Annotated in this window: 26 protein-coding genes; 14 read left to right on the top strand and 12 right to left on the bottom strand. The window is 50.4% G+C overall.

Going from position 1 to position 21,531, the window contains the following annotated elements:
* Window positions 1-192 precede the first annotated feature (192 nt).
* Complete coding sequence (locus CF651_RS21740; RefSeq protein WP_094016969.1) at window positions 193-630, bottom strand: hypothetical protein; 438 nt, start codon at window positions 628-630, stop codon at window positions 193-195.
* Window positions 631-841: 211 nt separating this feature from the next.
* Between CF651_RS21740 and CF651_RS21735 the strand changes: the two genes are divergently transcribed.
* The 5 genes from CF651_RS21735 (at window position 842) to CF651_RS32450 (ending at window position 5,889) form a co-directional block, all read left to right on the top strand.
* Complete coding sequence (locus CF651_RS21735) at window positions 842-1,507, top strand: helix-turn-helix domain-containing protein (protein WP_245856084.1); 666 nt, start codon at window positions 842-844, stop codon at window positions 1,505-1,507.
* A gap of 45 nt (window positions 1,508-1,552) precedes the next feature.
* A complete protein-coding gene (locus CF651_RS21730; RefSeq protein ID WP_094016967.1) occupies window positions 1,553-2,188 on the top strand; it encodes a hypothetical protein in 636 nt (211 codons plus the stop codon).
* 111 nt (window positions 2,189-2,299) lie between these two features.
* On the top strand, window positions 2,300-3,442 hold the full coding sequence (locus CF651_RS21725) for a phosphodiester glycosidase family protein (RefSeq protein WP_094016966.1): 1,143 nt from the start codon (window positions 2,300-2,302) through the stop codon (window positions 3,440-3,442).
* A 213-nt stretch (window positions 3,443-3,655) separates the two neighbouring features.
* On the top strand, window positions 3,656-3,991 hold the full coding sequence (locus CF651_RS33205) for a hypothetical protein (RefSeq protein ID WP_281254496.1): 336 nt from the start codon (window positions 3,656-3,658) through the stop codon (window positions 3,989-3,991).
* A 59-nt stretch (window positions 3,992-4,050) separates the two neighbouring features.
* Window positions 4,051-5,889 carry a stalk domain-containing protein gene (locus CF651_RS32450; RefSeq protein WP_179232926.1) on the top strand — a complete coding sequence of 613 codons (1,839 nt, stop codon included), beginning with the start codon at window positions 4,051-4,053 and terminating at the stop codon, window positions 5,887-5,889.
* 168 nt (window positions 5,890-6,057) lie between these two features.
* Here the strand turns inward: CF651_RS32450 and CF651_RS21700 are convergent, their stop codons facing one another.
* A complete protein-coding gene (locus tag CF651_RS21700; RefSeq protein WP_094016984.1) occupies window positions 6,058-6,429 on the bottom strand; it encodes a YtxH domain-containing protein in 372 nt (123 codons plus the stop codon).
* 14 nt (window positions 6,430-6,443) lie between these two features.
* Entirely contained in the window at window positions 6,444-6,902 is a 459-nt protein-coding gene (locus CF651_RS21695; RefSeq protein WP_179232925.1) for a DUF948 domain-containing protein, read from the bottom strand.
* 233 nt (window positions 6,903-7,135) lie between these two features.
* Here CF651_RS21695 and CF651_RS21690 point away from each other — a divergent pair, with 233 nt between their 5' ends.
* Both CF651_RS21690 and CF651_RS21685 read left to right on the top strand, forming a co-directional pair.
* Complete coding sequence (locus tag CF651_RS21690) at window positions 7,136-7,771, top strand: bifunctional 4-hydroxy-2-oxoglutarate aldolase/2-dehydro-3-deoxy-phosphogluconate aldolase (protein WP_094016962.1); 636 nt, start codon at window positions 7,136-7,138, stop codon at window positions 7,769-7,771.
* 169 nt (window positions 7,772-7,940) lie between these two features.
* Complete coding sequence (locus CF651_RS21685) at window positions 7,941-9,569, top strand: DUF2339 domain-containing protein (RefSeq protein WP_094016961.1); 1,629 nt, start codon at window positions 7,941-7,943, stop codon at window positions 9,567-9,569.
* 77 nt (window positions 9,570-9,646) lie between these two features.
* On the opposite strand, the gene CF651_RS21680 is transcribed toward CF651_RS21685, so the two are convergent.
* From CF651_RS21680 to thiD, 3 genes are all read right to left on the bottom strand, one after another.
* Complete coding sequence (locus tag CF651_RS21680) at window positions 9,647-10,276, bottom strand: helix-turn-helix transcriptional regulator (RefSeq protein WP_094016960.1); 630 nt, start codon at window positions 10,274-10,276, stop codon at window positions 9,647-9,649.
* Window positions 10,277-10,419: 143 nt separating this feature from the next.
* Window positions 10,420-10,857, bottom strand: coding sequence for a DUF86 domain-containing protein (locus CF651_RS21675; protein WP_094016959.1), 438 nt, complete (start codon window positions 10,855-10,857; stop codon window positions 10,420-10,422).
* A 117-nt stretch (window positions 10,858-10,974) separates the two neighbouring features.
* Window positions 10,975-11,799 (bottom strand): bifunctional hydroxymethylpyrimidine kinase/phosphomethylpyrimidine kinase, encoded by an 825-nt coding sequence (thiD, locus tag CF651_RS21670; protein ID WP_094016958.1) that lies wholly within the window; start codon window positions 11,797-11,799, stop codon window positions 10,975-10,977.
* A 207-nt stretch (window positions 11,800-12,006) separates the two neighbouring features.
* Between thiD and CF651_RS21665 the strand changes: the two genes are divergently transcribed.
* Window positions 12,007-12,651 (top strand): thiamine phosphate synthase, encoded by a 645-nt coding sequence (locus CF651_RS21665; RefSeq protein WP_094016983.1) that lies wholly within the window; start codon window positions 12,007-12,009, stop codon window positions 12,649-12,651.
* Window positions 12,648-13,775: a glycine oxidase ThiO gene (gene thiO / locus CF651_RS21660; RefSeq protein ID WP_094016957.1), complete on the top strand. Its 1,128-nt coding sequence runs from the start codon at window positions 12,648-12,650 to the stop codon at window positions 13,773-13,775. The genes CF651_RS21665 and thiO overlap by 4 nt, the downstream gene beginning before the upstream one ends.
* On the opposite strand, the gene CF651_RS21655 is transcribed toward thiO, so the two are convergent.
* Entirely contained in the window at window positions 13,776-14,438 is a 663-nt protein-coding gene (locus tag CF651_RS21655) for a tetratricopeptide repeat protein (protein WP_094016956.1), read from the bottom strand.
* A 181-nt stretch (window positions 14,439-14,619) separates the two neighbouring features.
* Between CF651_RS21655 and CF651_RS21650 the strand changes: the two genes are divergently transcribed.
* Window positions 14,620-14,895 carry a hypothetical protein gene (locus tag CF651_RS21650; RefSeq protein ID WP_094016955.1) on the top strand — a complete coding sequence of 92 codons (276 nt, stop codon included), beginning with the start codon at window positions 14,620-14,622 and terminating at the stop codon, window positions 14,893-14,895.
* A 189-nt stretch (window positions 14,896-15,084) separates the two neighbouring features.
* Here the strand turns inward: CF651_RS21650 and CF651_RS21645 are convergent, their stop codons facing one another.
* The gene (locus CF651_RS21645) at window positions 15,085-15,444 is read right to left on the bottom strand and encodes a hypothetical protein (protein WP_094016954.1); all 360 of its coding nucleotides are present in this window, start codon (window positions 15,442-15,444) and stop codon (window positions 15,085-15,087) included.
* A 219-nt stretch (window positions 15,445-15,663) separates the two neighbouring features.
* Between CF651_RS21645 and CF651_RS21640 the strand changes: the two genes are divergently transcribed.
* Window positions 15,664-16,290 (top strand): FMN-dependent NADH-azoreductase, encoded by a 627-nt coding sequence (locus CF651_RS21640; RefSeq protein WP_094016953.1) that lies wholly within the window; start codon window positions 15,664-15,666, stop codon window positions 16,288-16,290.
* 229 nt (window positions 16,291-16,519) lie between these two features.
* Here the strand turns inward: CF651_RS21640 and CF651_RS21635 are convergent, their stop codons facing one another.
* Window positions 16,520-16,819, bottom strand: coding sequence for a hypothetical protein (locus CF651_RS21635; RefSeq protein ID WP_094016952.1), 300 nt, complete (start codon window positions 16,817-16,819; stop codon window positions 16,520-16,522).
* 185 nt (window positions 16,820-17,004) lie between these two features.
* On the opposite strand from CF651_RS21635, the gene CF651_RS21630 reads away from it, so the two are divergent.
* The 3 genes from CF651_RS21630 (at window position 17,005) to CF651_RS32440 (ending at window position 17,738) form a co-directional block, all read left to right on the top strand.
* Window positions 17,005-17,244: a hypothetical protein gene (locus CF651_RS21630; protein WP_094016951.1), complete on the top strand. Its 240-nt coding sequence runs from the start codon at window positions 17,005-17,007 to the stop codon at window positions 17,242-17,244.
* Window positions 17,245-17,315: 71 nt separating this feature from the next.
* Window positions 17,316-17,459, top strand: coding sequence for a DUF6254 family protein (locus CF651_RS32445; RefSeq protein WP_179232924.1), 144 nt, complete (start codon window positions 17,316-17,318; stop codon window positions 17,457-17,459).
* A 105-nt stretch (window positions 17,460-17,564) separates the two neighbouring features.
* On the top strand, window positions 17,565-17,738 hold the full coding sequence (locus CF651_RS32440) for a hypothetical protein (protein ID WP_179232923.1): 174 nt from the start codon (window positions 17,565-17,567) through the stop codon (window positions 17,736-17,738).
* A gap of 56 nt (window positions 17,739-17,794) precedes the next feature.
* On the opposite strand, the gene CF651_RS21625 is transcribed toward CF651_RS32440, so the two are convergent.
* The 3 genes from CF651_RS21625 to CF651_RS21615 form a co-directional block, all read right to left on the bottom strand.
* Window positions 17,795-18,568, bottom strand: a complete 774-nt coding sequence (locus CF651_RS21625; RefSeq protein ID WP_094016950.1) for a sugar phosphate isomerase/epimerase family protein — start codon at window positions 18,566-18,568, stop codon at window positions 17,795-17,797.
* Window positions 18,569-18,770: 202 nt separating this feature from the next.
* Window positions 18,771-21,056 carry a putative bifunctional diguanylate cyclase/phosphodiesterase gene (locus CF651_RS21620; RefSeq protein WP_094016949.1) on the bottom strand — a complete coding sequence of 762 codons (2,286 nt, stop codon included), beginning with the start codon at window positions 21,054-21,056 and terminating at the stop codon, window positions 18,771-18,773.
* Window positions 21,057-21,083: 27 nt separating this feature from the next.
* On the bottom strand, window positions 21,084-21,392 hold the full coding sequence (locus CF651_RS21615; protein WP_094016948.1) for a helix-turn-helix domain-containing protein: 309 nt from the start codon (window positions 21,390-21,392) through the stop codon (window positions 21,084-21,086).
* Window positions 21,393-21,531 lie beyond the last annotated feature (139 nt).

The following is a 21,531-nucleotide window of genomic DNA, read 5'->3' as shown; positions in this document are numbered from 1 at the left end:
TACGGCTGCATGGACGGATCATTCTTCCGATCGCTGTTGTCCCCGGATTTTATCCATTTCAACCCGCTTATAGCGGTCAAAATCCGGGGACAAAGGCGAACGCTTACACTTCTGCAGAACGATTCCGTCCACTCCGCCAGTTTTTCAGTGGCCTCTAAAGAAGCCGCATGCTTTTTCTGTAAAGGAATGGTTTTATTTTTGCTTACGTCCGTGCTTCACCAAGGTCATCCGCCGCGAATGGCGGAGCCAAGAATAATACGCTTTCAGATCTCTCAATTGAATATCCTCGGACACTTTGCCAAGGAAGGTCACGATAATCATTTTATGTAACGGGTTACCGGCAATATCGATTTCATCCTTCAATTCTACGAATTCGGCCACCATGACCAAATCCTCATCGATTAAATAAACGTCCTTTTCATGCTCATAGTAGGGCTGAATTCGATGATCCTTGAGCGTTTCCCACAAAAATGAGCATATGGGCTCTATGCCTCCAGCTTCGTTCTCCACACGCTCCGCCCAACGCGACAAAGCATGGCTTGTGATCACGATATCCGCAATTTTATAGCCGTTAAACTCCACAAAAAAGGGTTCGTACGTGCTCCATCGGTTCATAATTTTGTCTCTCATCAACACGGTCCCCCTCATGATGTGGTTTATTTCTCCTTCTATTCCACTGTAGTATTCATACTACAATTCGTCAAGCCATACCTTATATTTATTAGCTAATTTTTAGGTCTATACCATAACATATTCCATAATTGATCCCGTAAAATCGACATTTTTGGGGCTCCTATTTATTTTCAATCCTCCGTCCTTTACAATAGTACAGAAAGGGGTGATGACAGTGGGACAACCTATCCCCGATTTCGGTAAATTTCTGGAGAGCTTGCGAGGATCGATGTCCTTGCGGGAAGCGGCCAAAAAGAGCGGCTTATCACATGCATACATACGAGACTTGGAATTGGAAAGAAACCGCTCCACCAATGAGAAAATAACACCTTCCCCGGATACTCTGCAAAAATTGTCGCTAGCCTATGATTACTCCTATACCGACCTCATGATCAAAGCGGGACATTTGGCAGAGGAACAAACGTTTACAGAGACAGCTTCGGATACGTCGTCAATCGATCTCTCTGCCATCCATTACATTCAAATCGGGATGAAAGATATTTTGTATTGCAATCAAGAGCAAAGAGTGACAAGAAACATCAATTCTTTAAAGGATTTCAGCCGTTTCCTGGATTTGTTGGATGAGCGGGATTACAAAAAGATCGACACGGATCTATATGTTAATTTCCAGCATATTCGCAAATATGACGAACGCGGGGGCAAGCTTTATTTCGATGTGGAGGGTACCGGACCTGCACTGACCCTGTCCGCTTTGCGTCAACGCAAATACCACGAACTGATCCTTCGGACTATTGCCAAAAACAATCAAACTTGCCTGGAATATTCCTTCGGCACCGTTGGGAGCGGCACAGCAGCGGTCGTCCCTTCCGAATAACCAACTACAATTACATCATCCGTTTTGACAGACAGAAAGGTTCACATGACGCAGCTTAGAGAAATTTTCACTTATTTTATAGTGTGGTCTTCCGTTACGGTTTTTTGCTTTGCACTCTTTCGGTTTCGGCTCTCCGCCTACCGGAAGCAGCTATTTTTCACTTCGGTCATTTTAACGCAGGGCGCTTATTTTGCCCCTATGCTTCATTTACATGATTTTAAGCCGCTTATTTTTACAATTCTGTTATTTGCCTGTATTATCCTGTTTTTCAAAATTCACTGGCTGCACGCTCTTATTATGGTATTGGCCACTTATGCGTTCTGTATATTGTCCTTATTCGTATCCAGATTCGCTCTCACGGGCTGGAGCCTTGAGCAGCTAAGCTTTCCCAAACCGCTGCCGATCAAGGTGAGATTATTTGCCGCGCTCTATATGTACACCGTGACATGGCTGCTGTATCGATTCCGCCGCGGCTTTACATTTATCCCGTCCTATCCGGTGAAGTGCACGGGACCAACGCCGCGTTGGATTAAGATCATTCTGGTGCTGGGTGCCTTCTCCATCTGCATCCGGGTCCTCTCCTTTTTCGTGTGGGATCATCTGGTGCCGTTGGATTTAGCCGTAGTTTCCATCCTGTTTATCGTCGTCTTATATTTGTTTTATAAAAAAGAAAACTCTTAACCAGACCTCTGATGAAGGAAAAAGTGAAGTCCTGTACTGAAACTTTTTTCTTTTTTTTTCGTTTATAACAGTAGTTATGCAAATTTCTGTAAATTGAAGGGAACCTTTTTCATGTCAGCCAATTTATCGAGCAATCCGAAGGTGCGTCCTGCCGCTGCCCCCAAGAAGACTCGTTCACCCCGAAAAAAGAAGGCGAAGTCCGCTATTCTTACCTTATTCTTCTATACCGTTTTTGTCCTTCTGTTTTTTGGGATGCTTACAAGTCTTTGGTTTTTCCTAACGGAATCCGGAACGAATGTCCGCTATATGATGGCCGATACGCTGATTTCGACCCAGCATCGGCATTGGGCTAAGTATTTGATCGGCGAGGAGGAGCTGCAAAAGCGGGTCGACCGGTATTGGAAGCAATTCGACACCTATACCCAGGTGAAGGACGAGCATAGGGTACAAGTCGGCAAAACGCAGACACCCGCTAAAGCTCAGGAAAAAAAGCCTGCCGTCGAAATTCAGCCCATCGAAGGCAGCAATTTCAAAGGAAAGCTGCTTATCGTGAACGACCCGAAATCATTGCGAATTGCCGTTCCCGGAACCGCGGGAAAAGGGGAAAAGGTTTCCTCTATGGTGAAGCGGCTCGGCGCGGTGGCAGGGGTTAACGCAGGCGGGTTCGTAGACCCTGAATGGAAAGGCAATGGATTTCAGCCTACCGGCCTGGTGATCTCGGGAGGAAAAATCTTTTACAATGATGGCGGGATGAACACCCCGAATCACATCGTCGGCATCGATAAGGACGGCAGGCTCATCGCTGGGAAATACAAGCCTTCCGAGCTTCTGCAGATGGGTGTGCAGGAAGCGGTCACCTTTGCGCCTCGGTTCATCGTCAATGGCGTTGGGCAAATCAAGAATCAGGCCGACGGCTGGGGCATCGCGCCAAGAACCTGTATCGCGCAAAAGGAAGACGGCACGATCATGTTCGCCATTATCGACGGAAGGCAGCCAGGCTACAGTATCGGTGCGACGCTTTACGACATCCAGAAAATTTTTCTGGAGCACGGGGCTGTCACGGCGGCCAATTTGGACGGTGGCTCTTCCACCGTGCTGGTGCATGACAACCAGATTGTGAACCGCCCATCGAGTGAGTACGGCGAACGATACCTGCCTACCGCATGGCTCGTGTTCGAGCATCCCGAGAAAGTGACGATCCGCAACATTTGGGAAGGTCTGGATCCGAGTAAGATTGACCCTTCCAAGTGGTAGTTTGTTGGAACTGGATATTCAAAATGATAACACCTCCCGATCATCGTTTCGCATGATGCGGGAGGTGTTTTTCTATGGTCAGTTCCCGGCATGATTCCTAAATCATTCCCAATATCTTCCCGCTCCATTTCCCGGCTGCCTCTCATGTCACCAAGACGTCTCCCGCTGTAAGATGGATGAAGTAAGTCATTTCCATTTACGGAGGGTTAACAAATGAAAAAAATGAACAAAGGAATCAAATGGATTGCAGGAGCTGCGTTGATAGCGGCTTTGGTTGTACCGACAACGGCGAATGCCAAGCCAGAAGCGAAGCCGGAGGCAGCCTTTGCCGCCAAGCCTGAGGCGAAGCCGGAGGTTGCTGCTAAGCCTGAGGCGAAGCCGGAGGCAGCCTTCGCGGCCAAGCCTGAGGCAAGGCCGGAGGTTGCTGCCAAGCCCGAGGCGAAGCCGGAGGCAGCCTTTGCCGCCAAGCCTGAGGCAAGGCCGGAGGTTGCTGCCAAGCCCGAGGCGAAGCCGGAGGTTGCTTTGGCGGGGAGCTCTCTCCTCGCCTAATGGCGCTAGGAAGGCAATCAGAGCAGTAAGGATTCGGATAAAGGAGAGGTTAAGAAAAAATGATGTGGACACTAGGTAAACAAATGCGGCGGTCGGCTGTATCTCTCGTGCTTGCAGGCTGCCTATCGGTTAGCGGGATCGCAGGCGCTTTTGGCGAGACGGCGCCCGCAGGGGTGGAAATAAAACAGTTTAGCCTATTAGATACGGCTTCGGACGTGGTCGGTGCAGCAGATTTTACACCGGAAGGCAATAAGGACGGTCATTTCAGGTTACAACTGAGCCTTGCCAAGAAAACGGTCATTAAATCGGTGGTCCTCCGCTCAACGGATGACTATGGCAAGGATAACTATCAGGGTGTGTGGAGAACCAATCGCGTGACCACCGGCTGGCTGCTTGGCATTGTGCAGGACAAAACGGTGGTTACCGCGAACGGCACGACCCATACCAGCGAAACCATCAATCCTGGTTTTCGAAAGGATGTAAACGAACCTGTCGGTGAGTTTGAAGGAGAGCTCGTATTTGATCTGTACGCCAGCAATAACGGCACGATCAAGGAAACGCAAGCTTATGTATTGGAAATCGAGACACCACAAGGAACGGTCACCTCCAAGCCGATTAAATACAACAAGCCGATGGTCACAGGGGGCACGTCCTCAACACCGGCGCCTACACCAACACCAACACCAACGCCGGCACCTACACCTGAGCCTGCACCTACACCAACGCCAGCACCTACACCTACTCCTGCGCCTGTGGAGGGTCCCGCCATCCATGTATTTTTCAAGGGACAGGAGCTTCACTTTGACGGTGCGCAGCCTATCCTGAAGGACGGTTCCACACTTGTCCCGTTCCGCAAGCTGTTCGAAACCCTCGGCTTTACAGTGAAATGGGTGGATACAGGTTCAGTCCAGCAAGCGCTTGGGATCAAAGACGGACTCACCATTGAGCTGACTTTGAACAGCACAACGGCAAAAGTGAATGGCAGCAGCGTTACCTTGGATGTCCCGGCCCAAAACATTGGCGGGAGCACGCTGTTTCCTTTAAGATTCGTTGCAGAGAACAGCGGCTACCAGGTTTCTTATGCCAGAGAAGGCAATACTGCAACAATTCAAATCGAAGAAGGGGACGGTACCTCGAATCCTGAGCCCACGCCGACGCCCACGCCTACTCCTACACCGACACCGACACCTGCTCCGAACCCCGAGCCTGTCCCGACTCCGGTACCGGAGCCTTCGAAGGAAGAAGTCGAACCTTATGTTGTAAAAGGGTTTATCCGTAACGCGGAAGGTCAACCGATCTCAGGTGTTACGGTGTTCGCGGATAATACGATGCTGTATGACAGCAACATTTTAACAGTGACGGACGAAAACGGCCATTATAGAATCGAATTGCCTCAAATCGCCACTTCCTGGCGTATGGGAGCCGACTTAACCAAGCAGTACAACGGTAAAAAATACACGTTCCACCTCAGCTCCGATGTGGATCAGCCTTTTATCAGCAGCAGCGGCGGCGTCAGAGATTTCACATGGACGAAGTTCGACGGGCAAGTTTACATTTACCCTAGTTTCAACAACTTCACTGATGATTTGCCCGAGTTTAATATGAGCGACCTCGAGTTGACGCTGACTCCTGTCGGTCCATTATTAGACGGCAGCACTGGGAAAACGCTTGTAAAACATGCCGGTCCTATTATGGGCGGGGCAGGGGTCGACGGCATTCCGATTGGCCGCTACAAGGTGACAGCCCGATGGGTGCCGGAAGGACATGCGCCTAGGCCGGTGAAAATCCGGGTGAGCTATGTAGGAAAATACGGTGATTCTGCCGAATTTGAATTTGCGGAGCCGCGAAGTGCCTCGACAAGCAATTACTTGGGTGAACTTGAAGTGCAGCTGCCTTAGCTTCCAGACGAAGTATGAGAAACTTATACTCGCTTATCTATTGAACAATCAAGCTGCCCGCCCCACATGGGGAACGGGCAGCTTGATTTGTTTCACAACGGCGTACAAACCTGTTTGCCGAAGCAAGCCTTAAGCACGCATAACTATAGACCTCGATGACGCTTGATCTCAGTCTTCGTTTTTATCCTCATGCGTTGCAGCGACAGGCGCTTCCTCTACCAGGTTCGATTCGCAGCGGCCGTTTTTCCAGGAAAGCGCGGCTTCCTTCGCTTTGCCCGCCCATTCGCTTGTATGCTTGCCGATCACTTGTGCGGTTTGCTGTGTTTTATCGCTGATTGTCCCTGCCAGCTGCTTGGATTTATCCGCTACCGTGCCTGCCACCTGTGTCGTTTTCTCCGTCACGTTTTGAACGCCTTCTGCGATGTCCGCCCGCAGCTCACGGCCGGATTTAGGCGCAAACAACAGTGCCGTTACCGCTCCCAGAACGGTCCCTACTACGGCCCCGATCAACAAATCTTTTCCTTTTTTCTCTACCGTCATCTTCCTCAGCTCCCTCATGGTTGATCATCCGCCGGTGCTGCTGCTTTGGCGGCTCGAGCGGCCTGCCATTTGTGCCACAAATGCATCCCCGTGGTGGTTAGCTCAATCAGGTCCCTTACGGTGTCCTGACGGCTATGTAACCGATCCGCCGCCTCCACCACCGTTTCCGATAACGTGCGGGATGCTTGCTGCATCGACCGGGATATACGGCTCGCCGCTTCTCCTGTCTGGTCCATCGCCTCGACGAAGCCGTCCGCGGCCTTCAGCTTGTGCTGGACATCCTCCAGCACCCGGCTTGAAAGCTGGAACATGCGGACCGATTCCTCCGCCGTTCTCTGCAGCTCCTTTTCCATCTTGGCCAGAGTGGCCTGTGCCTGCTGCATCGCCTTACGGCTCTCCTTGATGGCTGCAATGAGAAACCCGACCAGTACGATGAAAGCGATGCAGGCTAAACCTATACAAAGCTGCATCATCCTTCGTCTGCCGCCTCCCTTCCAAAGCAACTTCCCTAGACGAATGCCTATGGAATAGTACAGTATAAGTAGGCGCATCGCTTTTTGACACAACTTTTCGAAAAAAAATCAAGCTTCTGCCCCATTCCCACCCGGGAAGCCTATCCAAGCAAATGACTTAGGACGAAGACGGTTTCAAAATCAAGCAAACAATGGCATAATAGATTGCATACTGGGACAAGGTGGAGAAGCAGATGAATCGGGAACAAGGCTTACAGCTTATTGAACAAACACGGATTATCGCCATCGTGCGCGGTGTCGGGGAGCAGCATATCGAAGGTGTAGCCCACGCCCTGCTGGAAGGCGGCGTACGCGTGATGGAAATTACGCTGAACACGGATGGAGCGCCTGCCATGATAGCCTCGCTGCAGCAAAAACTGGGAGATCAGATGTACATCGGAGCGGGAACCGTGCTGGATGTGGAGGATGCGAAAATTGCACTCGAGGCCGGGGCTTCTTATATTGTCACGCCGAATATGGATGAGGATGTGATCCGCTACGCAGTGGAGCAGGGCGTTCCCATTTACCCCGGGGCGATGACTCCCACAGAAATCGTCAAGGCCTGGAAAGCCGGTGCAACGGCCGTCAAAATCTTCCCTGGCGCGAGTCTCGGATTAGGCTTCATCAAGGAGCTGCAGGGCCCGCTGAGCCACATTCCTATGGTAGCCGTAGGCGGGGTGAAAGAGGACAATATCGCCCAATTTCTGCAAGCCGGCTGCTGTGCCGTAGGCATTGGGGGTTCTCTTGTGAATCTGGCGGAGATTGCGGCAGGAAACTACGATTGGGTTCGGGATAAAGCGCAGCGGCTTATCGCGAATGTGAATAAATAAGCTGTAGGCGAACAGCTGACAAAGCGGGCGAAAGCCCGCTTTTTTGCATGCCGTAAAGGATCCGCGAAATCTCCGGTACTAGAAAAAGTTAGTACTTATGAACCAGCGCCGAATTCAATACAATGATCCCATAACCAATTGAAAATATTTGGAAGCGAGATGACTTGTAATGAATGATACGCTGAGAAAATCCTGGATTTACTTGCTGGGCGCGCTGTTTATTGTCAGCTCGTTCATTTATTTACTGAAATATACAGTGGACCAGGGGTGGATCACGGACGGGATCAAGATCGGCCTGGGGCTGGCCTTCGGCTCCGGCTGCGTGATCGGCGGGCTGAAATGGCTTCAGAAGAAGCAGCAGCTGGTCGGAGAAATCGTCGCCGGCATGGGTGTTGCAATGCTGTATACTACCTTCTCCTTTTCCGGTATTTACTACGCCTTCTGGGAACCGATGACCGTCTTTCTCTGTATGATCGCATTAACCCTCGGCCTCAGTGTGCTGGCCTTCCGGATTCGTCTGCGCCTGCTGATGAATATCAGCTTGCTCGGCGGACTCCTCTCACCTTGGATGCTGAGACCGGAGACGGATCAGGTGTTTACGCTGTTCCTCTATTTGCTCGTGCTGAACGCGGCCTTCTTCACCGTCAGCCTGAAGCATCGCTGGACAGAGCTGAGGCTGACCTCTTTTATCGGAACCTGGATCCTGTATGCAGTATATTTCCTCCAGTTTGACCCGGAGCTTGGAAAGCTGTGGAGCCTGCCGTTTCGTTATGCCCTGGCCGCATTCGGATTCTATGTCATCGCATTCCTGGTTTCCTCCTGGAAAAACAATGTGAATTTCGACGGCTTGAATTTATATCTTGGTATCGTCAACGCCATTGTATTCGGCCTGTGGTCTATCATTATCCTGGATCGCATCGTCCCGTATTCTTATCCGCTGATTTTCATGGGTGTGCTGTATGTCGCCCTGGCATGCATAGTGCAGCGGCTAACCCGTTCGTTCAACGGGCCTGTGATCACTAAGCTGGTCGGCGGGCTGCTGCTCATCCTGATTGCCTCAACACAATTAGGCCACCATATGGCGGTGAAGCCTTTAATCAACGTCTACTTCTGGACGGCCATCGCGATTGCGCTTCTGATCGCCGGTACAATTAAAGCCTATGATTCCTTAAAAGCAGTCTCCATCGCAATTTGGTTTATCGTTGTCCTCTACTGGTATACAATGACTTGGAGCACACCATGGGGGACCTGGTTCGGGACATTCATCCCGTTCCTCAACTGGGCCGCGTTGGCTTGGGAGCTGCTTGCTGCCATCGGGTTTTACTTATCCTTGCGAATCTCCTTTAACAAGCTGGGCGCTACGGAAAACAAACTGTTAGCCTATGTATATTCCGTTATAAGCCACTTGATTATCGGAGGGCTGCTGACCGTACAAATTCGAAATATGATCAGAGAGTACCAGCTCGGGTCCTGGATGGACTTTCAGCTGACCTTATCGATTGCTTGGGGGATTTATGCACTGCTGCTGTTTCTATGGGGGGCATACAGCAGGCAATCGGTTTACCGGATCTTCGGCTCCATCGTCTTGATCGCCGTTGCTATCAAAACATTGCTGTTCGACCTGTCCGGCAGCGAAACCATATATAAGGTTCTTGTTCTGTTCACGCTAGGAGTCATTTCCTTCGTTATCGCTTATGTAAACGGGAGATGGAAGAACACGAGAGAAGTTTCACAAGAAATATCAGAAGAAGTACCAGGAGAACCGTCGGAAGAGTCATCCGGGGAAATGAAAATATAGGTTTACACCGTTTCGAATAGCCGTAAAAGGCAAAAAAACCATCGTCCCCCGCCAAGCAAGGCGACGGGACGATGGTTTTATTTTTCCTGTATCACATAAGAGCATTTCATTCCGCCTTTAACCAGGCATTCCGTCCGCTCCACATCCGCACCCAGTAAAGTCTCGAACATGAGCAGTTCGCATTGACATGCATGGTTGTATTGGTTCGCCACCTGTGAAATGGGGCAATTATGCTCGTTGATAATGAACTGACCGTCCTCTGTTGCTGTCCAATCCACCATGTAGCCATTGGCGTTCTGAATATCCGCCAGCGTCTGAACGCGTTCAGATAAAGGCTTGCCTTTAAGCTGTTCCTCGTAGCGGCCGATCAAACGTTCCTTGCGCCGATCAAAAAGCTGCTGGACTTTCGCTTCTCCCGCTTCCTCCATCAATTCCCCCAATAAATCCAGAGTCAAATGATGGTATTTCTTAGGAAACAGCTCGTCAGCGCTTTCCGTTAACGAGTACAGGTTTGTCGGCCGGCCCATGGCTTGACGCACCAGCTTGGACTCGATCAGACCGTCGCGCTCCAGCGTATTCAAGTGTCTCCGCACAGCCATCTCTGTAATACCTAGCTGCTTGGCCATATCGCTGACAGTTAAGGCGCCTTTCGTCTTCAGCATGGTCAATATGACTTTACGCGTTGAAACATCCTGCTCCTGGTTCATCCGGTCTCACCGCCCTTTTCTTCTCTGTCTGTGTAATAAGACTTTATTGTCATTGTATACGAAATGAAGGCATAAGTAAATTAGTATACTAAAATGTATCAAAAAGCCTAACAGAGGAAAATCAAGGCTTTGAGCACGTTTTCTTATACCATTTCACGTTGAATAAACGCAGGTACCGCTTCGGCAAAAGAAGCTAAAGCAGCAGGAAGCTGAACGATGAGCGGATGCAATCCTTCCCTTTCATAAGCCGTGTATTCCTGAGCAAGCGGCCGGCGCAGCTGAACCAGCTGACGAAGCACCGAGGTGACCTGCTCACCGAAGACCCCTTCTCCCTGCAAAATTTCAATGATATCTTCATAGCTGCTCGCATCCCGCATCATAAATGCGTCAATAAGCAAGCTGCCGACGTCCGTGACGGTTTCGATAGCCAAGTGCAGCGTACGCTCCTGCGCAAAATGCAAAAGAAGCCGCTCCGAGGATGGATACGCATCCCACTTCTCCACAAGCAGACGGCAGGATTCATTCAGTTGCGGAATAAAATGAAGCCGCAAATCAATTTGTTCCTGATTGACATAGTACATCGCTTTTTAACCCCGTTTCCTCTTTCTCCGTTTGGCCCACCATATAATAGCCGGAAAGCAGGCAATGACCAAAAATATCAGCATAACCGCCTGCATTAAGTATTCATAGCTCATCTTCTATCGCTGCTCCTTCGCTCGCGTCTGTCCTTCGCGCCAATAGGCCCAATGATTCGTAGGCCCGTGACCCGCCCCGATCCCAAGCTCGTTGCGAATGGCCAAGGTTATAAACCGCTTGGCCGTCTGAACCGCTTCAAGGAGACGGGCGCCCTTGGCCAGCTCCGCAGTAATGACGGCCGAGAAGGTACAGCCCGTTCCATGCGTATGCCGGGTTTCATATCGCTGCTCGGTGAACAAATGAAAAGTGTCCCCGTCGTACAGCACATCGGTCGGCTCTCCTTGGCTGTGGCCGCCCTTCACGACCGCCGCTTTGGCGCCGAACTGCTCCACGAGGCGCAATGCAGCTTCCTTCATGTCCGCAAGCGTCGAAACCTGAAGCCCGGTGATCACTTCCGCCTCCGGGATATTTGGCGTTACGACCGCTGCCAGCGGCAGAAGACGGGTGCGCAGCGCGTGCTGTGCGCTTTCGGCCAGCAGGCTTGCACCGCCTTTGGCGATCATCACCGGATCGACAACAAGCTTGTCCAGCCGATATTTACTGACCTGATCGGCTACAAGCTCGATAACAGCCGGCTGAGACAGCATGCCTGTCTTGACCGCATCCACACCGATGTCGCTGATAACGGCTTCCAGCTGCTTCTGAATCCCTTCGAGCGGTAAATCATAAATACCGTGCACACCTAACGTATTTTGTGCGGTGACTGCTGTGATCGCAGACATACCATACACCTCGAGCATTTGGAAGGTTTTCAAGTCCGCTTGGATTCCTGCGCCCCCGCCGCTATCCGATCCGGCAATGGTCAATGCTTTGCAAACCCTTTCCATCACGATTCCCCTTTCATCCTGTTAGCTGAATAACCGAAGCCTGTTTTTCTTCATCCATTTAGTTTATCGGTCTCCAATCACAGCGTCAAGCTGATCCGCGGTTGAATTGTCCCCGTTTCTTGATATTTTTATGACATCTTGGGCAAACGCTTTACGCTCCCCGGAGGCTGCGCTATGATTAATGAAAAAGAAAGGAAGGGCGGAAGGATGAGCAGCAGAAAGCATCAACTGCATGTGATTACGACGGGTAAGCAGGAGCTGCCCCAGCTCAAGGAGCTGTTCGAAGGCTGCCCGACGGAGCTTATCGATGTACTTCACATCCGGGAGAAGCAGCGCGGCGCCCGAGAGGTGGCCGAATGGTACTTGGGCCTGGAACCCTACTTCCCGCTGAGCAGCATCTATATAAACGACAGGCTCGATGCAGCCCTGGCTGTGGGCGCCCCTGGCGTCCAGCTCGGGTACACCAGCCTCAGCGTCCGGGCAAGCCGCGGCTTGCTGCCTTCCGGCGTCCGTATCGGGTGCTCCGTCCATTCCCGGGAAGAGGCGGCGCAAGCGGTTGAAGAAGGCCCAGACTACGTCTTGTTCGGCCATATTTTCGCTTCCGGTTCGAAGCCCGGGCTCGAGCCGCGAGGCCTGGACGCACTGGAAGCCATCGTTCAGGCTTGTCCGCTGCCCGTCATCGCCATAGGCGGGATGGAGCCCGAGAGGGTCGAGGAGGTTGCGGCGACGGGCTGTGCCGGCATTGCTGTCCTTTCGTCCATTCTGCTGCATGACCGCCCTGCTGAGCAAATCGTCCGATTTCGTGAAGCATTAGACCGGACGCATTATATTCCTAGGAGACGATTTCCATGACGCGCACTATTGATTCCGCTTCAGCTATTGTGATTGGAGGAGGCATGATCGGCTGTTCCATAGCCCTCGACCTGCTGCGTGCCGGGGTTCAAACCACTCTGTTCGACAAAGGCAAGCTGCTGCAAGAAGCTTCTACGGCCGCTGCAGGTATGTTGGGAGCACAGGTGGAGATTCATCATCCCGGTGCTTTCTACGAGCTGTGCCGGTTCAGCCAGAGCATCTACAAAGGGTGGACGGAGGAACTGGAGCAGTGCAGCGGATTATCTGCACAATATATTGAACGAGGGATTCTGCGAATTGCTTACAACGAAGAGGACGAGGCGGAGCTGCGGAGCCGGTTGAGCTGGATGCAGGATGCCGAATGGATCGATTCCGGCACGATTCGGAGCCTGGAGCCCGGTGTCGCTTACGGAGAGCGCGGAGGGCTGCATTTTGCAAAAGACCATCAAATCCACCCGGTCCACACAGCCAGAGCACTGGAGGCCGCTCTACGCCGGGAAGGCTGCACGATCCACGAGGAATCGCCGGTTTTCGGTCTCATTGAAAAAAACGGCCGGATCTGCGGCATCCGTACAGCTGGGGAGGAACACTATGCCGATCATATCGTGTTGGCATCCGGGGCTTGGGCCTCTGCCTTGACGGAGCCGTTCGGCCTGTCCCTGCCGATCTTTCCCGTGAAAGGGCAATGCATTTCCGTTCGTCTGCCCTCTCCGATTATTGAGCACACCGTCTTTACCAAGGGATGCTACGTGGTCCCCAAAATGGACGGCTCCCTGCTTATCGGGGCAACACAAGAGGAAGCCGGCTACGATAAAAAGGCACATGTATCGGTCATTGCTGCCCTTTACCGCAGAGCCGTGGAGCTGCTGCCGGAGCTGGCCGAAGCCGAGCTCGTCAGCACCTGGGCGGGGCTGAGACCCGGTACCCGGGACGAGCTGCCTTTCATCGGCACCTCCAGCCGATTGCCTGGTTTGATTATAGCTGCAGGGCATTACCGCAATGGCATCCTGCTTGCTCCGGCCACAGGAAAGCTGATCAAGCAAATCGTCCTTGGCGAAGCGCCATCCGTTGATCTGTCTGCTTTCAACCCGGACCGTGTCTTGAATCTGACACCGGCGCATTAATTATTTCAATCGGGCCAACAGCGCCCATTTGCGTTCAAAGCGACGCTTATACTTCGGAAGTCCGCGATAGAGCTCTACCGTTTCACGGTAAGCCTTGCGGGCTTCTTCTTTTTGCCCCAGACGGGTATAAAGCTGTCCCAGGCGGTAATAAGCTTCGCAGGAGGAAGATTGAATGGATGCGAACGATTGCAGGTAGCTGATTGCTTTGCCCGCGTCCCGCTCCGCCCATGCTTCCGCTAACCGGAGGTACGGCTCGCCGTATTTGACGCGAGCGTTCATCTCCAGCGCTTCCAGCACCAGCCGCTCTCCCGCTTCCAACGAGCCCAGCTTCAGCTCGCAGATACCCAGCTCCGCCCGAACATCCGCGGAGTCGTCCATCACAGCGGCCACCTGCTCCAGCAGCTCCTTGGCCTCGCCATACTGCTTGCGTTCGATCATAATTCGGGCCACATCCAGCTTGATCGACGTATGATGCGGGTTAAGCCGCAGCTCCTGACGAAGCTTCGCCAGCCTTCGCGAACGCTTGAGCGGCTTCAAAATACTCGGCGTCAAGCCGATATAGCGGCGCTCCAGCACGTAAAATACAACCAGCAGGACGATCAAGGCCACAATAGGACTTCCCGTTAACCAGGTCAATACAAAAAATAATAGCAGCTTGCTCATACCTTCATTTCCTTTCCTTCACTTATCTGAATACCCAAGTATTCATTGTACCATAAAATGGGTTTGGAAGGTTCTGGATAAAAATGATTGGAAATGTGAACAATTTGCGTACATGGAGGACTTTAAAGCCATCCTGGCGAAAGGAACTAGGTTAAGTTATATCGTAGGGGGATACCAGATTATGAATGCAGTCCAAGCTGACAAATGGCGCAAAACGAGAACGATGGGCAAAGGCAAATATGTGATGTATTTCGGGGTTCTGGCCTGGGGCCTGTCACTGGCAGCCTTATTCACAGCGATCGAATGGCTTACACAGCAAACGTTTACACCATTTTGGGTATACATCCGGCTCGGAGTGATGGCAGTCATCGGTTTTTTCATCGCCAATTTCCGTTGGGAGAGCCGCGAGCAAAAGCTGCGACTTATAGACCAGCCCGCCGCAAAAAGCACCCGCTAACCAGTCGGCAGATCCAGGTAGAGGGAGCCATTGAATTTATAACGCCGTATCCAATACTCCCTTTCCCATCCGCTCCTCACTCGACAATCCTCTGCTTCCCCACAAACACAATATCGCCTAGCTCCCGAATCTTGGTTGGATCAGCTTTCAACCGGGTAGCGAATGCCTTGTGTACATACCATTTCTCCTTCATGGTGTCGGCTGTCCCAGCTCCGCTATCCGCTTCGCCATCTCTTTCCTTACTTGACCATAGGAAAGAACCGATTCCTTCCAAGCCTCTCTAGGTCCCCAATGGGTTTCATTCGCATCATCGGTGAACAATTCAACCGTAACATCCTCATATGCACTGAGAGACGCTTCATCATACCAGTCCGCATCGGATGGTACGTCCTTCCGCAATACGGCCACCATATCAAAATCCTGATCCTTCGATTCGCCGAACAAAACGATATACGGCTGGTCATCCCCCTCTACCCATACTTCCACGTCGCCGACCCATGCCTCGCCGCGCTTAAGAATTCGTCTAAACTTTGCTTCTTTCACCTTCATCGTTGGTCCCCTCGCTGTCTATCCATTAAATATTTACATTTCATCAGACTTAGCTTTTCTCCCGCAACGCATCATATTCAAAATTAATCTATTATTTAATCATAGTCACTTGACATTCGTAAGTAAAACATTTAATATACTTACATAAAGTAAGTTATTACTTTTTTATGTAAACTACTTATTTTTTTTGAATCAATCACCCTAAGGAGGAATTATTGAATGTCTACTGTTCTTTTTGTAAAAGCAAATGGCCGTCCTGCCGAGCAAGCTGCCAGCGTGAAGCTGTATGATGCTTTCCTGAAGTCCTACAAAGAAACTCATCCGACGGACTCCATCGTTGAGCTGGATTTGTTCGCAGAGGAGCTGCCTTATTATGATGTAGATACATTGAACGGCTTATTCAAGCTGGGCAAAGGCTTTGAATTGACAGCAGTAGAAGAGCAAAAAGCTGCTAATGTCAACAAATATTTGGAGCAGTTCCTTGCTGCGGATAAAGTCGTGTTTGCTTTCCCATTGTGGAACTTCACAATCCCGGCTCAATTGCTTACTTACTTGTTCTATGTCGTTCAAGCAGGCAAAACATTTACTTATACAGCACAAGGTCCACAAGGCTTGCAAGCCGGCAAAAAAGTTGCTCTGCTTAATGCAAGAGGCGGCGTTTATTCCGAAGGCCCTGCGGCTGCACTTGAAATGTCCCTGAACTATGTGAAAACAATCATGGGCTTTATCGGCGTGCAAGATGTTACGACCGTTGTGGTTGAAGGACATAACCAATTCCCTGACAAAGCGGAATCGATCATTCAAGATGGTTTGAAGCAAGCGGCTGAAGCGGCTGCATCGTTCTAATCCGTCTGAATCATTCCATTCCTGATCCATAAGCAAGTACGAACTCCTTGTCCGCTCCGGACAGGGAGTTTTTCTCATACTTTTATTCAAAAGGCAGTATGGGAAAAAGAAAAAGACCTGCGGTTCATTTAAGAACAGCAGGCCATCCAAGGTATATATTTAAAAAGGGGGTCTTATTTATTATATCCGCCCAATATGAACACCAGATGAATATCAGATTACAATTCCATTACGGGGTTTTTGTATTGTCCTTCGATTTCTTCTTCATTACGAATAACGTAAAAAACAGCAGCACCTCGATATTGACAAAAGCAATTCCGAAGCCGAATAAGCCGAACATGCGTGAAAAACCTTCGAATAAACCGGCCCACCAAATGCCTGCCGTAAGAAAAATAGCCAGATTGACGATAAACGATACGAGAAAGGATAGCAGCAGCTTATGAAATTTGAGCATCAAGCCGACACCGAGAACATTGCTGATGACAAAAGCCGCGCCCATGATAAACCAGTAAATAAAATCGTAAGACAACAACGCTCACTCCTGCATGGATGGATTGGAACCAGTAGGTCTCTTCTAGGTTACCAAATGCTAGTGGCGAACACAACCAATCTTGTCCAATGTTTCAAAACTGTCATACTATCCATCTGCATCCGAGTCGCGTATAATGGTTGGTAAGGAAAACAATCAAAAATCGTCCTAAAGGAGGTGCCTTTATGGCACTTAGCAAAGCTAAAAAACACCGGTTGAAGTCGGAACGCGAAGGAAGAATAAATCCTGAGCTGCAGCGGCTGGGCTGGAACGGTCTAGTCCCGATTGAACGCAAAACACCCACTCGGGCCGAACAGCTGCAAAAACTGGAACGCAAGCACAAACACAAATGGAACCGTACACTGCACAACGGCAGCGACGGTTCCATTTGTGTTTGTTGGGCTTATCAGGTTCTTCTTGCATAACGATGCCGTTTGCTTGCCATCCTAATAAGGCATCTCGTCTTAACCAAGTCAAGCACAGGAGGCAAATGAACATGTCTAAATCGAAAAATCGCAGAGAAAATGCGGACAAAATCCGTAAACAGACTCCTCATCCCCATGGTGCCATCAAATCACTGGAAGAATACGCCGAGGAATACGAAGCTCAGCATACGAATTCAAACAAAGTTCAAAAATAGCCATCATATTTTTTCCTCTCCGGCCCTTTACCGCCCTTCATTCCTGCATCTTCCCGCAGCTTATCTCATAGGATGGGATAAGAGCGTGAAGAAAGGGATGAGTGAATGGCACATGTATGGGCTGAGCTTCTTCTCTGGATGATCGGATTAGCGGGAATTGTCGGGGGATTCTGTGCCTGTCTTTATCGGTTTATCTCCGACGATACGACCGAGTTTGACCTGGAGTTTGTATGGAACCGTCAATACACTCGCAAGGATCTTGAATTAGAGCAAAAATAACGAGCTCGAAGAAAGCCCCCGGCTGCCGATTCCTACTGCACCGGGGGCTCGATCATTTATTTGGCCTGCAGCCATTGCTGCTTCAAAAAGCTCAGCGAGGCAGGCAGCTCGCTATCTCTTTCGCGAAGCGTGCATTCCGCCGAGATCATTCCTTGGTAACCGGCAGCACGCAGCTCCGCCATAAACCTCTCGTACGGGTAAGCGCCCGTACCTGGTGCAAGCCTCCCTGTATCGGCTACGTGAATGTGGGCGAGCCAATCCTTATGCTCTGAAATCGTGTCGAGTGCCTCCCCCTCCTCGTCCATATGATAAAAATCAGCCAGCACCCGAATCGGCGATCGATTGATTTGCCGGGCGAAATGCACCCCTTCCGCTACACTGTTTATTATGTTCGATTCCTTCGTATTTAGCGGTTCGATCGCAATGACAAGTCCGGTACCGGAGCACTCGTCCGCCATGATGTTTAACAGCTCCACAATTTGATGCTCCGCCCTCTCCCGCGACCAGCCCTCCGGAACATGACGGGATCTGCCGCTGCCGAACACAACGATGGATGAACCGATCCGGTTTACAGTTTCAACCGCTCTGGCTACGTAGCTGCGAATCCGGTCAGGCTGCACCTCGGGGCCTACTACACGCAAGTCTCCCGGGAACATCACATTCCAGGCCCGGACGGGAAGAGGGCTGTCAAGATAACGTTGCAGCGACTTTTTGAAAGCGTCATCATTTTCTTGCATAAAAGAAGCCAGCGGACATTCAATGTAATCAAATCCGAATTTTCCAAGCTCTTCTGCATGCTCAATGCCCATGCACCAACCAAATGCCGTCATGTGAAACGCCTCCTAAAGGTAAGGGTTATCATTTATTGTACAGCAGTATAGGATGGATTACAGGACCTTTCTTGCTGAAATGCGTACAATTCTACATTTCTTGCCAGTAAGCTTCTACGAATTTTTCCCAAAAAAATACCGCCCGGCTACCCGGACGGTGACGTGCGCTTTTTTCCCCATAGGACTCGTCTTGAGCTTCAGCTTAAGCGGGGTCTCTCCATTGCGGTAAATAAGATAAACGGCGAATTTCCAGTTCATACAGGGGTTCGCTTACCAAATAGCCTTGGATATATTCGCAGCCCCACGCTTGCAGGAATTTGAGCTGCTCCTCCGTCTCAACGCCCTCCGCAACAACCTGAATACCCATTTTGTGAACAAGGTGAATAATCGACTCCGTCAGTGCAGCCTGCATCGGTTCGTTGACAATATCCTGAATGAAGGACCGGTCAATTTTTAACGTTTCAATCGGCAGCAGGCGCAAATAGCTCAAGGATGAATAACCGGTTCCGAAGTCATCCAATGCAATCCTGATCCCATGCCCCCGAAGCTGCTCCAGCGCATGAACCGATTCATGAAATGATTCCATCATGATCGATTCGGTAATTTCCAGCTCCAGATGATGAGGCTCAACGTGAGTCTCCCGTAAAATATTCATAACCATATCTACAAAATCATGACGCTTCAGTTGGACAGGTGAAACATTGACGGAAATAATCGCATGCTCGAAGTGATATTTCTGAATCGCCTTGATCCGCTCGCAAGCTGTCCGGATGACCCATTCCCCAATCGGGACAATGACTCCCGTCTCCTCTGCGATCGGAATAAACTCGGCGGGAGAGATGGTCCCTAGCTCCGGGTGGACCCATCGAATCAGTGCCTCGAACCCTCTGACCGATTCGGTAGTGGCATGGCATTGCGGTTGAAATTGTAAAATGAACTCATTATGTATAAGAGCCTTGCGCAAGGAATCCTCTAGCTTACTTCGCCTCAGCAGTGATTCCCGCATGTCCGCATTGTAAAAGCAGCATTGATTTTTGCCTGTTTTCTTGGCCTTGTAGATGGCCGTGCCCGCATTGCGTATCAAGTCTTCGGCGTTCTTCCCATCGCCCGGGTAGACCGCCACTCCCATCGAGATGCGGGAATGAATCGGCTCACCCCGTATAAACAACGGAAATTGAAACTGCTCTTGAACCGTTTCGATACAGCTCAGCAAGGGTTGAATTTGATCCATATCCTCCAGGAGAACGGCGTATTCATCCTCACCCATTTTGGCCACCGTGTACTGAGGCGAAAACAGCTGCTGCAGCTGGTTGCCAACGGCTTTCAGAAGCTCATCCCCAAAAGCGTAGCCCCGTGTATCATTAACAAACTTGAAATTGTCCAAATCAATAAGCACCAGGGCATGCATCATCTCGTCCCCGTTGAGTGTCGCTTGATGCAGCCTCTCTGTTAGCAGCTTCCGGTTCGGCAGCTCCGTCAAGGTATCGAAATAAGAAAGCTGTCTTATATGCTGTTCCGACTTGCGGACGCTTGTGATGTCATAGCAGGTACCGATCGCCGATTTCATCTGGCCATCCGCCCCGATCACCGGGGAAAGCGTTGTCACGTAAATCCGAGAGCCGTCCTGACCGTTCACGATTTCCTTTTCGGCACTGATTGAGGTTTGGGTCTGGATCAATTGGGACAGCATTTCCTCCCAATCCGACAGCTCGCTGCGTACAAGCAGCAGCTCGTTTAACGATTTTTGGGACAACTCCTCTTGGCTCAATCCCGTCGCTTGCATAAACTTCGGATTCGCCGAAATGAGCCTGCCCTGCAGGTCGCAGTTAAAAATCAAATCCTGGGAATGCTCCGCCAGCATTCGATATTGATGCTCGCGTTCATGCAATTTCTGCTCCATAGAGCCCTTGCGGCGCTGGGAAAATAGATAGAAGCGGACCAGCATCAGGATGAATGTATATAGCAGGATGACCGGCACCACTGCATCTGCCAAAATATTTGCAAAGGAACCTTCATCCAGACGATTCCAGTTCCACAGCAGTACTTCTATTGAAAGCAAAAGGCCAAGAAAGGTATATCTTGCGAAGGAAAGAGGGTACCGCTTGCCTGCATGGAAAGCAAGCAGTCCTGTACACGCGGCCGTAATTCCAGCCCCGTACTCCGCCAAGGAAGCGGGTTCCCCGAACAGCCACAACCCCGCTTCCGTCACGACCAGAGAGACGATGCCAGGCACGGTGCCATATAACACCCCCGACAGCCCAAGGACCAGCTCCGTCGCGCCCAGACTCCCCCCATCCCAGCTGATCAGCGGATAGTGCATCATGATCAGTGCAGTCAGGCCATAAAGAAGGCCCCAAATCCCCTTCCTCACCCCGTCACGAAACCTCGTGATCCAAGGGCACAGCATGGCGAATACAAAGCCGAAAAATACAAGAAAAGAAGCATTGAACATGACTTTCTCCAACAATCCGACACCACTAGACAGCATGCGGCACTCTCCTCCGCTTTCTCCCGTTTATCTGCCTTTCAGTTCAAGCAATCGGGTCTCCTCTTCATAAAAAAACTGCAATATTAACGAATACAGCCTTCGCGTAGAGTGGATTTCCAGCTTGCGCATCATATTGTCCAAATGATTTTTAACCGTTTTAACGGATATATCACAATGCTCTGCCAATTCCTTGTTCGAGTAACCATACATTAAGAGCAAGCCCACCATTTCTTTCTCGCGTGGTGTCAACTGATTTCGTTCCGCAAAAACTTCCAGCGCTCTATTCACAAAATCAACATTACTCACATCATGGACTGACATTCTTTCAATAATCACTGTTTGAAACCCCCAACATTTTTTTGGAAAAGTTGAAATATATGTCGAAATGACTCACCGTCTTTTCCTATTATGAGGGAAAGATATAAAAAAAGTTTATGATTGAATGTTAATATAAACTAACAATTTCCATGAAATT

It is taken from the genome of Paenibacillus rigui (assembly GCF_002234615.1).
In the GTDB taxonomy this organism is placed as follows: domain Bacteria; phylum Bacillota; class Bacilli; order Paenibacillales; family NBRC-103111; genus Paenibacillus_S; species Paenibacillus_S rigui.
Note: the sequence above shows the minus strand (reverse complement) of the source record. Positions and strands in the feature narration are given on the sequence as shown.